This window comes from Nocardiopsis sediminis (assembly GCF_042650565.1).
In the GTDB taxonomy this organism is placed as follows: Bacteria; Actinomycetota; Actinomycetes; order Streptosporangiales; family Streptosporangiaceae; genus Nocardiopsis_B; species Nocardiopsis_B sediminis.
Map to the genome: position 1 here is coordinate 1 of NZ_JBHSBH010000005.1, position 17827 is coordinate 17827.

The window sequence follows — 17827 nt, forward strand, 5'->3', positions numbered from 1 at the left end:
TCCTCGGCTTCATCGGCGTCAAACTCATCCTCCACGCCATCCACGAGACCACCGCCCTGCCCGTCCCCGAAATCCCCACCACCCTCAGCCTCGTCGTCATCGTCGCCACCCTCGCCATCACCACCATCGCCAGCCTCTACAAAACCCGCCATGTGCAGGCCAAGAGCGTGACCGACGAGGCCGTGACCGACGAGGCGGTTCAGGCCTCCGGGAAGGACAGCGACGGCGCGAGCACCTGACCGCGCGCACCACGCGCCGGACGGGACGAACAGCACCACCTGAGCCCGAGCGGGCCCCGGCCGGGGGCCGCGCACACGGGCGGACGAGGAGGCGGGCGGCGATGCCGCCCGCCTCCTCGTCTTGTGCGGACCCTCCGGCCGGTCAGCCGACCCGTTCGGCGGCCAGGAGGGCGAGCGCGCTCTCGGCCGCGCCGTCGGCGGGGAGGTAGACGGTCAGGCGCTGCTCGGCGGGGCCGGGGAGATCGAGGGTCTCGTAGGCCAGTGACACCTCGCCCGCCCGGGGATGGGCCCACCGCTCCACGCCCGTGCGCCCGGGCAACGCGGCGGCCGACGCGTAGCGCCCGCTGAAGCAGGGCCCGGCCACCACGGCGAGCTCGTCGGCGAGCATCGCGGCGTGCCCGTCGCCGAGGGAGGCCGCGGCCCGGAGGTCGGCGGCCCGCTCGTCGGCGATGCGCTCCCAGTCGGGGAAGGCCGCCCGCGCCCGGTCGTCGGTGAAGACGAACCGCGTGAGGCTCGGTGGCCGGTCGTCGAGGAGTCCGAGCGGCCCGGCGAGCCGCTCGTAGCCGCCCGTGAACGCCAGCACCTCGCCCAAAGGGTTGACGACCAGCGCCGGGGCGGGTTCGAGCCGGTCCAGCAGAGCGCGCACGGTGGGGCGCACCGTGCGGTCCGGGGGCTGGGCCGACTGGCAGGCCGAGCCGCCGCCCACCTTCGACAGGCGGTGCAGGTGGACCCGCTCCTCGGCGGCGAGGCCGAGCGCGTCGGCGAGGGCGCCGATGATCTCGGGCGACGGCCGGCGGTCGCGCCCCTGTTCCAGGCGGGTGAGGTACTCGACGCTGATCCCGGCGGCCGTGGCCAGTTCGGCGCGGCGCAGCCCGGGCGTGCGGCGGCGCGGCCCGGCGCGCAGCCCGACGTCGGCGGGGGCGACCGCCTCCCGCCGCGCACGCAGGAAGGCACCGAGGTCGTTGTCTGCCATGCGGCGAGTCTAGGCTCCGCCGCCCGCCCGTCGGCGAGGGTGGCCCTGAGAGGGATGGTCTCTCCGCGGCCTCCCTCGGCGGTGCACCGGCGGGCAGACTCGTCTCCCGCACGCGTTCACCGACGACGAGAACGGCCCGCAGGGGCCGGAGAAGGGACGGGACCTCTGTGCGCTACCGACCGCTGGGCCGCTCCGGGCTGCGGGTGTCGCAGCTGTTCCTGGGCGCCATGGGCTTCTACGAGAGCGGCGGGGCCGACGGCATGCGGGGCCACCGCGCCGTGCTGGACGCCTACGCCGACGCCGGGGGCAACGTCGTCGACACCGCCTCGGCCTACGGCGAGAGCGAAAGCGTCCTCGGCGAGCTCCTCACGGGGCGCAGGGACCGCTTCGTCGTGTCCACGAAGTACACGATCTCCCGCGACCAGGCCGACCCCAATGCCGGCGGCAACCACCGCAAGAACCTCATCCTGTCGCTGGAGCGCAGCCTGCGGCGGCTGCGCACCGACTACATCGACCTCTACTGGGTGCACGTGTGGGACCGCCACACCCCCGTCGAGGAGACGGTGCGGGCCCTCGACGACGCCGTGCGCGCCGGCAAGGTCCTCTACGTGGGGTTCTCCGACACCCCGGCGTGGGTCGTGAGCCGCGCCGATGCACTGGCGCAGTGGCGGGACCGGACACCGGTCTCGGCCGTGCAGGTGCCCTACAGCCTGCTCAAGCGCGACGCGGAGCGGGAGCTGCTGCCGATGGCCGAGGCGTCCGGCATGACCGTGGCCGCCTGGGCCCCGCTGGCAGGAGGCGTCCTGTCGGGGAAGTTCACCGGGCCCGGTGCGGTGACCTCCGACTCCCGGGTCGCCCCCGCCTCCCTCACCCCCCGCGACCACGCGGTGGCGGGAGCTGTGCGGGAGGTAGCGGCGGAGCTGGGGGCCACGCCGGCGCAGGTCGCGCTGGCCTGGCTGCTCGCGCGGTCCCCGGCCGTGCACCCGATCGTCGGCGCGCGCGACGCCGGACAGGTCACCGAGAACATGGGGGCGGTCGACGTCGCCCTGCCGGAGGAGGCGGCGCGGCGGCTGGAGTCGGCGGCGGCGTTCGAGGCCGGCTTCCCCGGCGACTTCATCGCCGAATGCGAGGCCGACCCCTGGGTGTTCGGCACGGCCTCCGTCGATCCCGGCGCTCGGCCCTGATCCGGGCGGCCCGGGGCGGGGCGCGGCGGATCCGGGGGAGGACGGCCCCCGGATCCGCCCACTGCGGAGGCCGTGACCGGTCGCCGTCGCGGCCGTGACCGGTCCGTCCGCCGGCCGATCGCAGGACCGGCCGGGATCGGCCGGTCCCGTGTGCGGCCCCGCGCGGCCGGGAAGGAAGAAGAACACGTTCTTCCTTCATCCCCCCTCCGCGTGAAGGTGTGAGAGCCGTGGCCCCTCGGATCGACGTCTACGACCCCTCCGTCTACGAGCGCAGCGGCATCCCATTCGCCCAGCTCACCTGGTTGCGCGAGAACTCACCCGTGCACTGGCACCCCGACCCCGAGGGCCCTGGTTTCTGGGCGGTGACCCGCTACGCCGACGTGGTGGCGGTGTCGCGCGCCCCGGAGGTGTTCTCCTCGCAGCGGCGCAGCGCGCTGCTGCACGAGCTGACACCGGAGGGCCTGGCCACCAACCAGATGATCATGCTGAGCCAGGACCCGCCGCTGCACACCCGCACCCGGTCCCTGGTCAGCCGGGGGTTCACGCCGCGGATGATCGCCCGGCTGGAAGACCGCATCCGGGCGATCTGCCACGAGATGGTCGACCGCGTCATCGAGCAGGGCAGCGCCGACTTCGTCGGCGACCTCGCCGCCCCGCTGCCGCTGCACGTGATCTGCGAGCTGATGGGCGCCCCGGCGGCGGACCGCGACGCCATCTTCACCTGGTCCAACCAGGCCATAGGCGCGGACGACCCCGAGTACGAGGGGGCCGACGGCACGATGGCGCTGTTCGGCTACGCGATGGAGCTGGGCGCACGGCACCGCACCGAGCCCCTGGACGGGATCATGGGGGCGCTGCTGGAGGAGACCGCGGAGGGCCGGGCGCTCACCGAGGAGGAGTTCGGCATGTTCGTCGTGCTGCTCGCCGTGGCCGGGAACGAGACCACGCGCAACGCGGCATCGGGCGGCATGCTCGCCTTCTCCCGCCACCCGGCCCAGTGGCGCCGGCTCCAGGCCGACCGCAGCCTGCTGGAGACCGCACCCGATGAGATCGTCCGCTGGGTGACCCCCGTGAACGCCTTCCGCCGCACCGCGACCCGCGACACCGAGATCGGCGGCCACCCGATCGCCGAGAACGACAAGGTCATCGTCTTCTATGCGGCCGCCAACCGCGACCCGGAGGCCTTCGACGAGCCCGACGTCTTCGACATCGGCCGCCCGCCCGGCACCCACGTCGGCTTCGGCGGCGGAGGCCCCCATTTCTGCCTCGGCTCCCACCTGGCCCGCCTGGAACTGCGCGTCCTCTTCGAAACCCTGCTCGACCGCACCCCCGACATCGCACTGTCGGCCGAGCCCCGCCGCCTGCGCTCCAGCTTCGTCAACGGCATCAAGGAAATGCCGGTCACCTTCACCCCGGGAGAGAGACGGGGTTAGTGCCGTGTCGGTACTCTCGCGAGATGCGACCCCTTCGGTACTCCATCAACATCACATTGGACGGCTGCTGCGATCATCGTGCGGTCTCCGCGGACGAAGAGCTGCACCGTCACCACGCCGGGAACCTCGAGCGGGCCGATGCCCTGCTCTTGGGCCGGGTGACCTACGAAATGATGGAGGCGGCATGGCGGCAGCCGGCGGGAACGAGCCCCGATGACCCCTTCGCCCGGACGATCGACGCGGCGAAGAAGTACGTCGTGTCGAGCACCCTGGAGCGGGTCGATTGGAACGCGGAACTCGTGCGCGGGGATCTGGCCGATGCCGTTCGGCGGCTCAAGCGGGAGCCGGGCAACGGACTGTTCGTCGGAGGCGTGCGGCTCCCACTCGCGTTGGCGGAGCTGGGGCTGATCGATGAGTACGAGTTCGTGGTGCACCCCAGGATCGTGGGCCACGGGCCGACACTGTTCGCGGGGCTGTCGAAGCACGTCGATTTGAAGCCGGTGAGCCGGCTGGAACTCGGCTCCGGGGCGGTGGCGATGCGGTACGAGCCGAGAGGGTAGCCATCGGGCCGTCGGCGGGCCGGGCACGCGCCTACCTGACAGCATGTGTCAGCCGGACGCGGCAGACTGGGGGTATGCGCGCCGGACGACTGCTCTCCCTGCTCCTGCTGTTGCAGAACCGCGGGCGGATGACCGCTGCGCGGCTCGCCGAGGAGCTGGAGGTGTCGGAGCGGACCATCTACCGCGACGTCGAAGCGCTCAGCGCGGCGGGGATCCCCGTCTACGCCGATCGCGGCAGCGGGGGCGGGTACCGGCTGCTCGACGGGTACCGCACCCGGCTGACCGGGCTGACCGGGGGCGAGGCCGAATCGCTGTTCCTGGTCCCCGGCGCGGCGGGCGACCTCGGCCTGGGCGCGGAGATGGCGGTCGCCCAGCTCAAGCTGCTCGCCGCCCTGCCCGAGGAGCTGCGCGAGCGCGCCGAGCGGGTCCGGTCGCGGTTCCACCTCGATGCGACCGCCTGGTGGCGCGAACCCGACGACACCCCGCACCTGGCGGACCTGGCCGCCGCGGTCTGGGAGCAGCGAACTGTGGACGTCGCCTACCGCCGGTTCGACGGGACGGACGTGCGCCGGACGCTCGACCCGCTGGGCATCGTCCTCAAGGCCGGCGCCTGGTACGTCCTCGCCCGGCCGCATACCCGCTCCGGGCACCACGCCGATGTGCGCACCTTCCGCGTCTCCCGGATCCGGGAGATCGCCGCCGCGGGCGGGGGGTTCGAGCATCCGGAGGGCTTCGACCTGGCCGCGCAGTGGCGGGCGTGGTCGCGCGAGTTCGAGGAGAGCCGGCACACCCTGCCGGCCCGGGTGCGGCTGACGCGGCGCGGCCTGGACCTCGTGCGGAACCTGTCCTCGCCGCTGACCGCCGCGGGCACCGAAGGGGCCGAGCCCGGCGCCGACGGGTGGTGCGAATGCGAGGTGCTGGTGGAGTCGGTCGAGTTCGCCCTGACGGAGTTCGCCACCTACGGCCCCGACATTGAGGTCCTCTCCCCCGCCGAGCTGCGCTCGGCCCTCGCCGGCTACGCCCGCGCCACCGCCCGCCTCTACGCCGCGGACGGCGGGTGACGGGCACGTCCGGGGCCGGGGCCGGAGCCCGACCGGCGCGGCGCGAATCCGCCGCTTGACCCTCCAGTGAGGGGAGACCCCACGATGGTGCCCATGGACGCGCAACACGGCCTCTCCACCATCGGTGAGCTGGCACGACGCACCGGTCTGCCGGTGAAGACCATCCGGTTCTACGCCGATCAGGGCATCGTGCCGCCGACGGCACGCAGCGGGTCGGGCTACCGGCTCTTCGACGCCGCCGCCGTGGCCCGGCTCGACCTGGTGCGCACGCTCCGCGACCTCGGGATCGACCTGGCCACCATCCGGGCGGTCCTCGATCGCGACGCCGACCTGGGAGAGGTGGCCGCCGCCCACGCCGACGCGCTCGACGCGCAGATCCGCGTGCTGCGGCTGCGCCGTGCCGTGCTGCGCACCGTGGCCCACCGGACCCCCACAGAACGGGAGATCACGCTCATGAACAGGCTCGCCCGGCTCTCCGCCGAGGAGCGGCAGAGCATCATCGACGAGTACCACGACCACGTCTTCACCGGCCTGGAGCTGGACGAGCGGTTCGTCCAGGGCATGCGCTCGGTCACCGTGGACCTGCCCGACGACCCGACCGCCGAGCAGGTCGACGCCTGGGTGGAGCTGGCCGAGCTGGTCCGCGACCCCGCCTACCGGCAGCGGGTCCGGGAGATGACGGAGGCGCAGGCGCGGTCGATCGCCGAGGGCACGTTCGAAGGGCCCAGCGCGGCGGCGCAGGAGATCGCGGAGAAGGTGACGGCGGCGGCCGGGCCGGAGGTCGCGGCGGGGACGGATCCGGCGTCGGCGCGGGCGCGCGCCGTTGTCGACGGGGTCGTGGAGTCCCTTGCGGAGGTCTATGGCGAGGAGGACACCCCTGAGGGCCGGCTCCGGCTCGCCGACCGGTTCGCCATGGGAACCGATGCCCGCGTGGAGCGGTACTGGCTGTTGGTGGGCGTCGTCAACGGCCGGCCGCCGTTCGAGCCGCAGGTCCCGACCTGGGAGTGGTTCATCGCCGCCCTGCGCGCGAGCGCCCGCGGGTAGGCGCCGCCCGCTCCGCGCGCCGGGCGGGGACGGACGCCCGGCGCGGGGCGGGCGGGAAATGGGCGGGCGGGACCGCTCGTCGTGGCGGCCCCGCCCGCCCGTGCGGCTACTTTCCGCCGACGGGTGCGGCCTCGGGCTGCGGACCGGGCTCGGGACCGTCGTCCGCCGAGGCCGCCGAGGCCTCCGTTTCGGCGGCGTCCTCGGCCTGCGGCTCCAGTGGCGCGACGTCGCGGAAGGCAGGCAACGGACGCGGCGCGGCCGGAACACCGGGGGAGTCGGCGCACGCACGGTGGTCAGCCCGTTGCGGCGTGCGGCGCCCTCGGCATGGCGGCGCTCGCACCCGCCCCGCCCCTGGCAGAGTGAATGGCGTGGCGGCCCGATCCCCTGGCGCAAACCCGGTCCTTCAGGGCTGGGACAGCCAGAACGCTCCGCAGAAGAAAACAGGAAAGCCGAGAATTGGTCACCAAGGCGGAGTAGAGTCCATGCATGCTGATCGCGACCGGTCCGGGGAGGTGAGCCGTGAAACTGCGCTACAACGAGCGGATCTACCCGACACCTTCGCAGCGGCGGGATCTGGCGCGCTTCTTCGGATGCGCGCGCGTGGTCTACAACGACGGGCTACGCGAACGCCGGACGGCCTGGCACGACGGCGAAGCGTACATCTCCGACGGCACTCTCCAGAAAACGGTCATCACCGCGGCGAAGAATACCCCCGAGCGGGAATGGCTGCGGGAAGCCCCATCCGTGGCACTGGTCCAGTCTCTCAGGGATCTGCACACCGCCTACCGGAACTTCTTCGCCTCCAAGCGAGGCATACGGCGGGGGCCCAGGATCGGCCCGCCGAAGATGAAGAAGAAGTCGGGACGGCAGTCCATCCGGCTCACCCGCAACGGCTTCAAGCTGCAGGACAACGGCCGCCTGTCCGTCGCCAAGCTCGGGGATGTGCCGGTGCGGTGGTCGCGTCCGCTGCCCTCGGAGCCGTCGTCGGTCACGATCGTCAAGGATGCTGCGGGCCGCTACTTCGCGTCGTTCGTGGTCGAAACCCAGGACACGCCTCTTCCGGAACTCGATCTGGAGGAAACCGAGACTGGGATCGACCTGGGCCTGTCCACCTACGCAGTACTGCGGGGCCGGAAAATCAGCTCCCCGAAGTTCTTCCGCCGCCAGGAGAAGAAGCTCCGCCGTGCCCAGCGCAGGCTGTCCCGCGCCGAGACTGGATCGTCCAACCGCAGGAAGGCCAAGCTTGCCGTCTCGAAGATCCACGCCCGGATCGCGGACAAGCGCCGCGACTTCATCGAGCAGAAGACCACCCGCATCGTCCGCGACAGCCAAGCGGTCTATGTGGAGGACCTGAACGTGAAGGGCATGGGATCGAGGAAGGGCCGGCGCGCCAAGTCCGTCCACGACCAGTCGCTGGGCATGTTCGCCCGCACCCTGGAGGCCAAGTGCGCCCGCTACGGGCGCGGCTTCGCCAAGGTGGACCGCTGGTTCGCGAGTACGCAGATGTGCTCCGCGTGCGGCAGCATCGAAGGCCCCAAGGGTGTCGAGGGCTTGCGTATCCGGTCATGGACCTGTTCCTGCGGGGCCGCTCACGACCGGGACGAGAACGCCGAAGCAAACATCCGCGCCGAAGGGCGCAGGATCTTCGCGGCCGGGCTGGCCGAGAAGTAAAACGCCTGCGGAGCGCGCGTAAGACCCTGCCGAGCCAGGGCGGTGCGCGATGAAACAGGAACCCACCAGGGCCCGCACCACGCGGGCGGATGGAGCCCCGGCCCTTCAGAGCCGGGAGGAGGTCAGCCTGATGCTCTGCGGCGACGTCATGACCGGCCGCGGCATCGACCAGATCCTCCCCCACCCCCTCGACCCCCTTCTGCGGGAGCCGGGTTCCGACGACGCGCGCGGCTATGTGGCGCTGGCCGAGGCGGCGCACGGCCCGGTCCCCCGCCCGGCCGGCTTCGACTGGCCGTGGGGCGACGTCCTAGCCGCGGCCGAGCGCTTCGCCCCCGATGTCCGGCTCATCAACCTGGAGACAAGCGTGACCCGCAGCAGCGGGTTCGCATCGGGCAAGGCCGTGCACTACCGGATGAGCCCCGAGAACCTGCCGGCGCTCGGCGCCCTGCGACCCGACGCGTGCGCGCTGGCCAACAACCACGTGCTGGACTTCGGCCGCCAAGGGCTGCTGGACACCCTGGACGCACTCGCCGCCGCAGGACTGCGCGGCGTGGGCGCCGGACGCGACGCCGAGGAGGCGCGGCGCCCCGCGGTCATCACCACCGCCGGTGGGCGCGTGGCGGTGTTCTCCTGCGGGATGGCCTCGAGCGGCATCCCACCCGACTGGGCCGCCACCGCCGATCGGCCGGGTGTCCAGGTCCTACGGGACCGGGCCGGGACGGACGCCGACGCCGACAACGACGACGGCCTGGCCGACCGGATACGCGAGCAGAAGCGGGCCGGAGCGGTCGTGGTCGTCTCCGTCCACTGGGGGTCGAACTGGGGCTATGACATCGATCCGGACCTGGTGGAGACCGCCCACGCGCTGGTCGACGCCGGGGCCGACCTCGTGCACGGGCACTCCTCCCACCACCCCCGCCCGATCGAGGTGTACCGGGACCGGCTGATCCTCTACGGCTGCGGTGACACCGTCAACGACTACGAGGGCATCCCCGGATACGCGCGCTTCCGCGACGACCTCCGCCTGGTCTACCTCGCCTCGGTCGACGCACAGCGCGGCAACCTGGTGTCGCTGCGCATGATCCCCCTGCGCGCCCGCAGGCTCCGCCTCGAATCCGCCCTGGCAACCGACGCCGACTGGCTCAGGGCGACCCTCGACCGCGTCAGCCACCCCTTCGGCGTCACCGTCGACCGCGCCCCCGACGGAATGCTCACCGTGTCGGCCACCAACCCGCCCTGAGCGTGACGCAGCGGACCCGACGACGAGCAGTCATCGAGAACTGGGCGATATCAGTTCCAGCGAGAGTGAGCTGCCAGAGATTCATGGGATTTCTTCTATTATTGATCCTCGGACTAATTCACGGTTTCTCACATCCTGCCCAGCGCGAATACGGATTCTCACACCCCTGCGCCTGGCGAGGGGAGCGAGGTCGAGTCCGGGCCGCGCATCAGTGAGAACCAGAGTGTCCAGCTTCCCGAGAGAAGCCAAGGGAGCCAGGTCCGTGAGGTTCCGACATCTCCCCAGATTGACCTGCTCCAGCTGGAGCAGGCCAGACAGCGGCGTGAGGTCCTCCACTCCGGAATCAATCAGAATGAGAACGGCGAGCTGGTGCTGCGTCGCAAGGGGGCCGATATCGTCAACCCGACCACCGATAACCAACGATTTAAGCCGCAAACGAGACAACGGTTCAATATCGGATATCCACGGACAGTCGGCGATATTCAGCCGCTCGATCCGTGGCGCTTGAGCCACGATATCCGCCAGTCCACAGGATAATCGGGAACCATATATCCCCAGCTCTCTCATCTGATCACCAAGGGGAAGGAGGGTTACATCAACCAGATGATTGCAATCCATAAGCCAAAGACAGACGAGATTCTGCCGTCTGGAAATCGGAGAGAAATCGCGGACACCATCCAATCCGCGAATGGTCAATTCTTCCAACTGCGGCAAATCGTCCACAAAATTAATATCCCGCAGTCCGTCAAACCCGACATTTAGAGAACGGAGCATCGGAAGCTCGGCGAATATCCTGGATGCGGTTTCCTGGAACAGCGCACCGGAGATATCATGGAGCGTTTCTGCGTGATGAAGCAGCGGCGAGATATCAGGCGCCGGAACCTCGTAAAATCCAATGCTCTCCAAACCCTGCACATCATCAAGGAAAGACAGGTCGTCAAGGGGAGCGACTTCCACGAACAATTTCCGAATATTCGCCAAATGTCGCAAGAAGGGGAGTTGCGCAGTGGTGGCGACGCGAACGATCGTGTCGGTCAATGGCGCGTCGACCAAGACACGTCGTGCGTATTCGTCAGGGTCGAAGTAGGTCCACGCCCGTTGCAGTTCTCTCTGGACTCCGGGTCGGGGGTCGTGGCGGTAGCCGACGAGTCTCCTCAGCGCTCGCGGGCCGTTGATGAGGGCGGCGGCGTGCACGGTTGCCGCCGCTTGAGCGGCGGTGAGCCCGTCGAGGGTTGCTGGAAGCCGATCCAGCACGACGTCGCCGGCGGTGGAGAGGGAGCGGGCGGTGTTCTTTTCCCGGGGAGGTACGAGGTCGTCGACGCACGCGTGGACCTGCTGGCGGAGTTCCACCGGTACAGTCGGGGCGGTCTCCAGGCAGGCGGCGGCGAGGAGCTTCATGTAGCGGGCGCGGCGCGAGCCGTCGGTGGTTCGCGCGAGGATGCCGGTCAGAAGCTCCGTCAGTTGGGGTCCGTTGGCGTGTCCGGCGGCCATGATGATGGTCTCGCGCCATCCGGGCTGGTGGGCGCGGTCGATGAGGTATTCAATGTCGTGGTCGTAGACGGCCTGTTGGGCCGTCAGGTATTCCTGGACGGTCCGGTGGACGAAGTCGATGCGGCCGTCGACGGGTTCGCGCAGCACGCCGCTGCGCTGGAGCAGGTGGTCGGCGACGGCCTCGGGGGTTCCCTCCACCTGCGGCATGGCGGCGAGTTTCTCCTCGATCCCGCGCAGGACCACGGGTTTGGGCAGCTCGCTGCGGTGGGAGGTGGACAGGCGCCAGGCGAGGTCCTGGAGGATGCGCAGCTTCTGGGTGTAGTCGAGGTCCACGTCCTGGAAGGAGGGGATGTCGCGTTCGCCGTCGCGCCGGTCCAGCAGCATCTCCAGGGTGGCCGCATACAGCCCCATGCGGTCGCGGGGCAAGCGGGTGGCGTGGTCCAGATTGAGTGCGCACAGCATTGCGGCCAGCAGCGGGGTAGCGGCCAGCGCCCGCAGGTGCGGAGCACTCTCCAGCCGCGCCAGCAGCGCCCCCTCGTAGCCGGGCAGCTCCTCGACCGCGCACGGCAGGTGCTCGGTGTCACCGATCGCCTGGTGCCACTGCCGGATCAGCGCCCGCAGGTCGCCCGGGGCCATGGGCTCCAGGTGAGCGGTGGCGAACCCCTCCCCGGCCAGCCAGCGGGCGCTGGCGGCGGCTGGGCGGCTGGTGACCACCACGCGCACCCCGGGAAAGGCGGACAGCAGGTCGCGCAGCCACCCCGGCACCTTCCGACGCTGTGAACCGGGGAGCTCGTCGACTCCGTCCACGAGCAGCAGCGCCTTCCCGGACTTAAGCCGCCGGTGCACCCACCCCCGCGGCATCAGTCCGGTCAGCGCATCCGCCGTCCCGTTCAAGAAGTCCTCGGGGCGGGGCAGATCGCCATCAGCGTGGCTGCGCAGCTTGACCAGGAAGGGCATGCATCCGTTCCAGCCGGCCAGATCCGCATCGAAGCCCTCGCGCACGGCGGTGATCGCCAGCCACCGCAGCAGGGTGCTCTTGCCCGACCCGGCCTCGCCCCGGATCAGCGTACGGTGCTTGTCGCCTAACGCCGTCTCCACGCGCACCGTGGCGTTGCTGCCGTGCTCGGCCTCATCCCACCGCTCACCGGCCAAGGACAGATGCCCCGCCAACCGGTCCATGCCCGGCGTGGAGGTTCGGCGGAGTCCGTCGCCGGACACGCTCAAGCTGATGTAGGCCACACTCAGCGAGGTCTGGGGACGGTAGCGCCGCACCCGCACCCCGAACAGCTCCACATGGTCCAGGACCCGGCTGATGTGCTCGGCATAGCGGCGCCCGAACTCCTCGTCATCGTCGGCGCCCTCAGGCGCGTCCAGGGAACGCGGGGGCATCCGCGCGAGAACCATCGCGACCTGATCGGACAGCCCGGACAGGCGCGTGAGCGTTTCCGCCGTGGCGCGCGGCCCGAACTGGGGAAGCTCCATCACGATCCGCACCAGGCAATCGCAGCACTCCATGAGGAGGACGTCGAACAGCCGTGCCCCGGCTTCGCCCAGCTCGAAGCTCAGGTCTCTGCGTGGTATGCGCGCACGCACATCGCGTGCGAGCTTGACCGCGTCGGCGTCGGCACCCAGTACGACCGCGTCGGAGAGGTCCGCCTCGCGCAGAGCCTCGGTGACCTCGGCGATGACAGACGCCTTGTCCTCCTCTTGGAGGCCGCGCAGCTCGCCTTCGCACAGCGGTTGCAGCCGTTCCATGACGGCGAGTGCGATCCCGTCGATCTGGTGCTCGACTTTCCGGCGCGATATGCCGTCCCGGAAGTTGACGCGGATCAGCTCGGTCAGGTCCTTGTAGCGGTCGTCCTCGGCCGACCGGTGCGCCAGCCACAGACGACCGGCCTGCGTGCCGACGGTCTTGGCCATGGCCAGGACCGTTGCCTCCACGGTCATACACGCCTCTCCGGGGGGTCGTCTTCCACGTGCGCGTGATCGTGCGATTCGGCGTCGCGATCCCATACCGCATCGCCGTCGCCACCGATCGTAAGCGTGCCATCGTTTCGGCGATCCACGCGCGTTTCGGGCGAAATTGCCGCACCCGGCCAACCACGGGGCCGTTCGGATGATCCGGCCCCCGGCGGCCACCCCTTCGGCGTCACCGTCGACCGCACGCCCGACGGCACTCTCACCGCGGCGCCCGCTCCGCGGTAGCGGAAGCCGCGAGTGCCACGGACACGGTTGCCAATTAGGCCGAAAAATGCCACCTTACGGTCATGGACCGAGAATTCACGACCGTTCCGCGTACCGCATCATTTCCATATATCGGCTCTGGACCCTATTGCTATTCCAACTCCATCGCCATGCTGATGGGCGACCACGCCCCGAACACTGACCTGCTGGAGACGGTTACGGGCAGCCCTTTCGGAATGCAGACCGTCGACGGAATACCGTTTTTCGACACCCCCGGATGGGACCCCGAAATCGGAATCGATGAGGCGCTCGATGCTCTCGGTTGGACGGCGTTCAAGGTCCAATGCGGCGGCGAGGAAAATGCGCTCGGCACGCTGCGTTCGGCGCTGCGGAGCGGGCCGGTGATGGTCGGCCCGGTCGAGATGGGCCACCTGCGCCACCAGCCCGGCATGTCCGGGCCGATCGGCGCCGATCACTACCTGGTCGTCCTCGACTTCGACCGCGACGGCGTGACCGCCCACGATCCGCAGGGCTACCCCTACGCGCGCATCGCCATCGCCGATCTGCTCGCCGCATGGCGCGCGCCCCTGTCCTACGGCGCGCCCTTCACCATGCGGTCCTCCTTGCGGCGGGTGCGGGCCGTCGCCGACGGCGACGCCCTGGCGGTCGCCCTCGCCCGGGCGAAGGCGAGACTGGACGCCGGGGGCCGCTCCAGTGAGCGGGCGGCGGCCGGGCTCGCCTCGACCGTGGCCGCCGGCTGCCCTTCCGACCTGCGGGGGCACCTCATCCACTTCGCCGTGCGCGTGGGAGCCCGCCGGCGCGCCGATGCCGCCGCCTGCCTCCAGCGGGCGGGCCGTCCCGGACCCGCGGAGGTCCTGACCGAGCAGGCCCGGCTGATCGGCTCCCTGCAACGCCCGCTGGTCACCGGGGAGGACGAGACCGCCGCCACGGCGCTGCGCGAGCTGGCCGAGACCTTCGCACGGCTCCGCGACACCCTCACGTGAGCGTCCGCGCGTCACGGGCGACCGGGCGACCGGGCGCCCGGTCGCCCGCGGAGGCTCCCCTGAGATGCGACGATGCTTCCGATTCCATGGATCCGACCCCCGAGTCCGCCGGAGATCGGCGACGATGACCGCGACCGCCTCCGATCCGTGCCGCGGCCGCACCACCGCGCGGCCGGTGCGGTGGTCCTGAACGGAACCGACCGGGCTGACCTGCGTTGTCGGGTGAATGCGCAGATGGGATAGTTCTGTCGCACGCGGGGAACCCCTCCCCCGGCTGGACCGACGGAACGACGACCATGACACCCCCCACCCCAGGTACCCCCGGCCCCGGCGGCCACCCCCTTCCCACGGGATTCTCCCCGCTCGTCCCCGGCGATCCGCTCGCCATAGGACCGTTCCAGCTGGTCGGCCGGGTCGGCGAGGGCGGCATGGGCGCCGTCTACGGCGCGCTCGACGCCGCCGGACGCCAGATCGCGGTGAAGGTCATCCACCCGCGCCACGCCGCCGACCCCGCCTACCGCGCCCAGTTCGCGCGCGAGGTCGACCTGCTCAGCCGTGTCGACGCCGAATGCGCGCCCGCGTTCCTCGGGGCCGCACCGGGCGCCGAGCGCCCCTGGCTGGCCACCGAGTTCGTCACCGGCCGCACCCTCAGCGAGCACGTCCGCGGCAGCGGCGTCCTCACCGGCGACGCCCTGCGATCCTTCGCCGCCGGTACCGCCGAGGCGCTGGCCGCGGTCCACGCGGCAGGGGTCGTGCACCGCGACGTCAAGCCCGCCAACATCATGCTGTCCCCCACCGGCCCGCGGGTCCTCGACTTCGGTATCGCGCGGGGCACCGGCGACCGCGACGCCGAGGCGGGCGTGTACGGCACGCCCGGCTGGATCGCCCCCGAGCGGCTGTCCGGGGCGGCGGCCACGCCGCGCGCCGACGTGTTCGCCTGGGGCGGGCTGGTCGTCTACGCCGCGACCGGGCACGGCCCGTTCGGGTCCGGCGACACCGCGACCCTGATCGCCCGTACCCGCGCGGCCGCCCTTGACCTGGACGGCGTCCCCGAGAACCTGCTGCCGCTGGTGACGCGCGCCCTTGCGGCCACCCCGGAGGAGCGGCCCGACGCCGGCGAGGCGTTCCGCGAGGTCCTGGCACTCTCCGGCGACGACGCCCCCGAGGACTCCGGCGCCGCGCGCACGCAGCTGCGCTCGATGCTGTCGGGGGCGTGGACCGGCTTCGACGTCGGCCGCGGGTTCGGGCCGTGGGTGGCCGCCGCCGGATCGGTGGCGCTGCTGTCGGGCTCGGCCGCGGTGGTCAGCGGCATGACGACCGGAGCGGCGGCCGCGGGCGCGGCCGGGGCGACGGGGATGGCCGGGACCGCCGCCGCGGGCGCAGGCGCGGCAGGCGCCGGTGCCGCGGGCGCGGGCGCGGCCGGTGCGGGAGCGGGTGCCGCCGCAGCGGGGGCGGGCACCGTCGCCGGGATGAGCAAGGCCACCGCGCTGATCGTCGCCGGCGTCACCGCCACGACCGTCGTCACCGGGGGCTGGATCGGCGGCCGACTCTACACCGGGGAGCCGATCCTGCCCCTCGGCGCCGAGGAGCCCGCCGCCTCCCCCTCCCCCGAGCGCGAGGGCCAGGAGGTCTCCTTCCGCGGCATGTCCGTCTGGATCCCCGACGACTGGACCGCCGAGACCGTCATGAGCCAGTTCGGCGGGCCGCGCGAGCAGGGGAACGGCCCCACCGAGGAGTGGATGGTCCTCTACCCCGGCGGCCAGGAGGGCTGCGACGGCGTCGAATGGGAAGCGACCTGGGCCGCCCACGCCCCGCCGGAGGGGTGTGAGTTCATCAAGGTCCTCGGCCCGGCCGGCATCGAGTACGGCGGGGTCGGCTACGGGCGCGTCGACGACACCGCCGGCGGCACCGAGGGCATGTACTACCCCGCCAGCGAGGTTCCCGGCTGCCCCGAGGGCCAGGAGACGTACACCCAAGACGACGACCGTTACCGCGGCGACGGCGACTGGGAGCACGCGCAACGGCCCGTGGGAGACGCCGAAGCCTCCTATTCGACCGGCTCGCTGGCCTGCATGTACTCCCCCGACTTCAGCGACACCAGCATCCCCCTGGAGACCCGCTATCTCGATCAGCGCACCTGGCTGCTGGCCGAGCAGGAGATCCTCGTCGTCGACAACTACGGCATCGACGCGATGGACGACATCCTCGCCGGCGCCGAATGGGGCGAGGCCGAGGACAACGGCCCCCAGACCGTCGAGTTCCGCGCCCTGACCCTGGAGCTGCCCGGGTCCTGGGAGGTGACCCGGGAGACCACCGAGTTCGACGGCGCCGGGGCGGCCTCCCCGGTGGAGGACGAGTGGCTCCTGGTGGGCACCGACCCCGATACCCCGTGCGGGAGGCCCGACTGGTGGGGCGGGCACTACGAGTGCCCGCACCTCAAGATCCTCGGCCCCGGCGGCATCGGCACCGGCTTCGGGGCCGGACGGCTCACCGAGAACGACCCGTTCGCCCCGTGGGCCGAGCCCTACACCTGCGACCCCTCGGTCGAGACGGCGGAGTCGGAGCCGGCCGACGAGGTGCAGACGCTGGCCGCCATCGGCGAGCGCAACGCCTTCTACCGCGTCTGGAACGTGCCGTGCACCGATGCCGAAGGCGACGGCGTCAGCACCGACGGCCCCACGCGCTACTACGAGCAGCGCTACTGGCTGCTGCCCGAATCGGAGATCCTGATCGTCGACGACTACCGGACCGACGGCCTGACCGGGCTCCTGGAAAGCGCCGACCTGCCCGAATAACGGGACGGGCCGACGATCCCCGCCTCCCGGGGACGGCCGGTCCCCGAGAACGACGGTGCCCGGCCGGGAAGCCCCGGCCGGGCACGTTCACGTCATCGCCCCGCCGCCCGCTGTGTCATGGGCGGCGGGGCCGGGCTCAGCCGAAGAACCCGTTGTAGTACAGCGCCCCGTTGGTGGCGGCGACCACGGCCCCGGCCAGCAGGATGCCGGTGACGAACCCGGTGCGCAGCGAGCGGATCAGGTACTCCAGCGCCACAAAGTTGTTCAGCAGGAAGTAGCCCAGGAACAGCGCCTGGAAGAAGCCGTCGGCCGACAGGATCGTGGTGTAGTAGAACGGCTGCCCGGTCCACACCCCCGACTCGGTCGTGAACCACATCCAGGCGTAGGAGGCGCCCCAGCCCAGCGGGATCTGGATGATCGGGATGATCAGCAGCGGGATGAGCTTCACGAAGCTCCACAGGCTCGGCTGGTCGGCGCGGCGCGACTGCGCCTGGGCCCGCCGGGTGGCCTGCTCCTCAGCGCGCAGGCGCTCGCGGTGGGCCCGCTCGGCCTCCTGGCGGCGCCGCTGTTCCTCGCGCTCCTCCCGGCGGCGTTGCTCCTCCTGGCGGCGGCGCAGCTCGTCGGCCTCCTGGCGGCGCCGCTCGGCATCGGCTCCGCGGCGGGTCTGGTCCGCGCCGTGCCGCGAGCCGCCGTACAGATCGGCGTAGGCGTCGCCCCCCTGTCCCGGCATGGCGGCGGTGGGCGGAGATGCGGCCGCGGCGTCCTGGCCGTAGACGGCGGTCTTGGGGTGCGCTCCGGGGTCGCCGTAGCCGCCGGTGGGCTGCTGGGGGTACTGGGCGGTGCGGTCGGCCTGGGCGCCCATGGCGGCGGTGGAGTCGGCGCCGGCCTGGGTGGCGGCGCGGGTGGCCTGGTCGTTGCCGAGCAGGTGGGCGGCCGCGGCACCGCCGG

12 protein-coding genes and 1 pseudogene are annotated in these 17827 nt (G+C 71.6%); 10 read left to right on the forward strand and 3 right to left on the reverse strand.

Annotated elements, in window-relative coordinates:
• Positions 1–239: pseudogene (locus ACFOVU_RS07580) on the forward strand (TerC family protein); the annotation flags it as partial.
• A 142-nt stretch (positions 240–381) separates the two neighbouring features.
• Here the strand turns inward: ACFOVU_RS07580 and ACFOVU_RS07585 are convergent.
• Positions 382–1212, reverse strand: a complete 831-nt coding sequence (locus tag ACFOVU_RS07585; protein WP_378531241.1) for a helix-turn-helix domain-containing protein — start codon at positions 1210–1212, stop codon at positions 382–384.
• 167 nt (positions 1213–1379) lie between these two features.
• On the opposite strand from ACFOVU_RS07585, the gene ACFOVU_RS07590 reads away from it, so the two are divergent.
• The 7 genes from ACFOVU_RS07590 to ACFOVU_RS07620 all read left to right on the forward strand — a co-directional run bounded on the left by ACFOVU_RS07590 (position 1380) and on the right by ACFOVU_RS07620 (position 9405).
• Entirely contained in the window at positions 1380–2396 is a 1017-nt protein-coding gene (locus ACFOVU_RS07590) for an aldo/keto reductase (RefSeq protein WP_378531243.1), read from the forward strand.
• A gap of 227 nt (positions 2397–2623) precedes the next feature.
• A complete protein-coding gene (locus ACFOVU_RS07595; RefSeq protein WP_378531245.1) occupies positions 2624–3829 on the forward strand; it encodes a cytochrome P450 in 1206 nt (401 codons plus the stop codon).
• A gap of 23 nt (positions 3830–3852) precedes the next feature.
• Entirely contained in the window at positions 3853–4389 is a 537-nt protein-coding gene (locus ACFOVU_RS07600) for a dihydrofolate reductase family protein (RefSeq protein ID WP_378531247.1), read from the forward strand.
• 74 nt (positions 4390–4463) lie between these two features.
• Positions 4464–5450 (forward strand): helix-turn-helix transcriptional regulator, encoded by a 987-nt coding sequence (locus ACFOVU_RS07605; RefSeq protein ID WP_378531249.1) that lies wholly within the window; start codon positions 4464–4466, stop codon positions 5448–5450.
• Between the two features lie 93 nt (positions 5451–5543).
• Positions 5544–6494 carry a MerR family transcriptional regulator gene (locus ACFOVU_RS07610; RefSeq protein ID WP_378531250.1) on the forward strand — a complete coding sequence of 317 codons (951 nt, stop codon included), beginning with the start codon at positions 5544–5546 and terminating at the stop codon, positions 6492–6494.
• A 519-nt stretch (positions 6495–7013) separates the two neighbouring features.
• The gene (locus ACFOVU_RS07615; protein WP_378531252.1) at positions 7014–8165 is read left to right on the forward strand and encodes an RNA-guided endonuclease InsQ/TnpB family protein; all 1152 of its coding nucleotides are present in this window, start codon (positions 7014–7016) and stop codon (positions 8163–8165) included.
• A gap of 49 nt (positions 8166–8214) precedes the next feature.
• Positions 8215–9405: a CapA family protein gene (locus ACFOVU_RS07620; RefSeq protein ID WP_378531254.1), complete on the forward strand. Its 1191-nt coding sequence runs from the start codon at positions 8215–8217 to the stop codon at positions 9403–9405.
• An 81-nt stretch (positions 9406–9486) separates the two neighbouring features.
• Here ACFOVU_RS07620 and ACFOVU_RS07625 read toward each other — a convergent pair whose 3' ends face one another.
• On the reverse strand, positions 9487–12816 hold the full coding sequence (locus ACFOVU_RS07625) for an NACHT N-terminal Helical domain 1-containing protein (protein ID WP_378531255.1): 3330 nt from the start codon (positions 12814–12816) through the stop codon (positions 9487–9489).
• Positions 12817–13316: 500 nt separating this feature from the next.
• On the opposite strand from ACFOVU_RS07625, the gene ACFOVU_RS07630 reads away from it, so the two are divergent.
• Positions 13317–14084: a hypothetical protein gene (locus tag ACFOVU_RS07630; protein WP_378531257.1), complete on the forward strand. Its 768-nt coding sequence runs from the start codon at positions 13317–13319 to the stop codon at positions 14082–14084.
• 296 nt (positions 14085–14380) lie between these two features.
• Complete coding sequence (locus tag ACFOVU_RS07635) at positions 14381–16879, forward strand: serine/threonine protein kinase (protein WP_378531258.1); 2499 nt, start codon at positions 14381–14383, stop codon at positions 16877–16879.
• 136 nt (positions 16880–17015) lie between these two features.
• Here ACFOVU_RS07635 and ACFOVU_RS07640 read toward each other — a convergent pair whose 3' ends face one another.
• Positions 17016–17741 (reverse strand): hypothetical protein, encoded by a 726-nt coding sequence (locus ACFOVU_RS07640; protein WP_378531616.1) that lies wholly within the window; start codon positions 17739–17741, stop codon positions 17016–17018.
• Positions 17742–17827 lie beyond the last annotated feature (86 nt).

Excerpts from the sequence above, each read along its gene's own strand:
- ACFOVU_RS07600 (WP_378531247.1), top strand. The coding sequence starts at position 3,853 with ATGCGACCCCTTCGGTACTCCATCAACATCACATTGGACGGCTGCTGC.
- ACFOVU_RS07625 (WP_378531255.1), bottom strand. The coding sequence starts at position 12,816 with ATGGCCAAGACCGTCGGCACGCAGGCCGGTCGTCTGTGGCTGGCGCAC.
- ACFOVU_RS07630 (WP_378531257.1), top strand. The coding sequence starts at position 13,317 with ATGCAGACCGTCGACGGAATACCGTTTTTCGACACCCCCGGATGGGAC.
- ACFOVU_RS07640 (WP_378531616.1), bottom strand. The coding sequence starts at position 17,741 with ATGGGCGCCCAGGCCGACCGCACCGCCCAGTACCCCCAGCAGCCCACC.
- ACFOVU_RS07620 (WP_378531254.1), top strand. The coding sequence starts at position 8,215 with ATGAAACAGGAACCCACCAGGGCCCGCACCACGCGGGCGGATGGAGCC.
- ACFOVU_RS07610 (WP_378531250.1), top strand. The coding sequence starts at position 5,544 with ATGGACGCGCAACACGGCCTCTCCACCATCGGTGAGCTGGCACGACGC.
- ACFOVU_RS07635 (WP_378531258.1), top strand. The coding sequence starts at position 14,381 with ATGACACCCCCCACCCCAGGTACCCCCGGCCCCGGCGGCCACCCCCTT.
- ACFOVU_RS07585 (WP_378531241.1), bottom strand. The coding sequence starts at position 1,212 with ATGGCAGACAACGACCTCGGTGCCTTCCTGCGTGCGCGGCGGGAGGCG.
- ACFOVU_RS07605 (WP_378531249.1), top strand. The coding sequence starts at position 4,464 with ATGCGCGCCGGACGACTGCTCTCCCTGCTCCTGCTGTTGCAGAACCGC.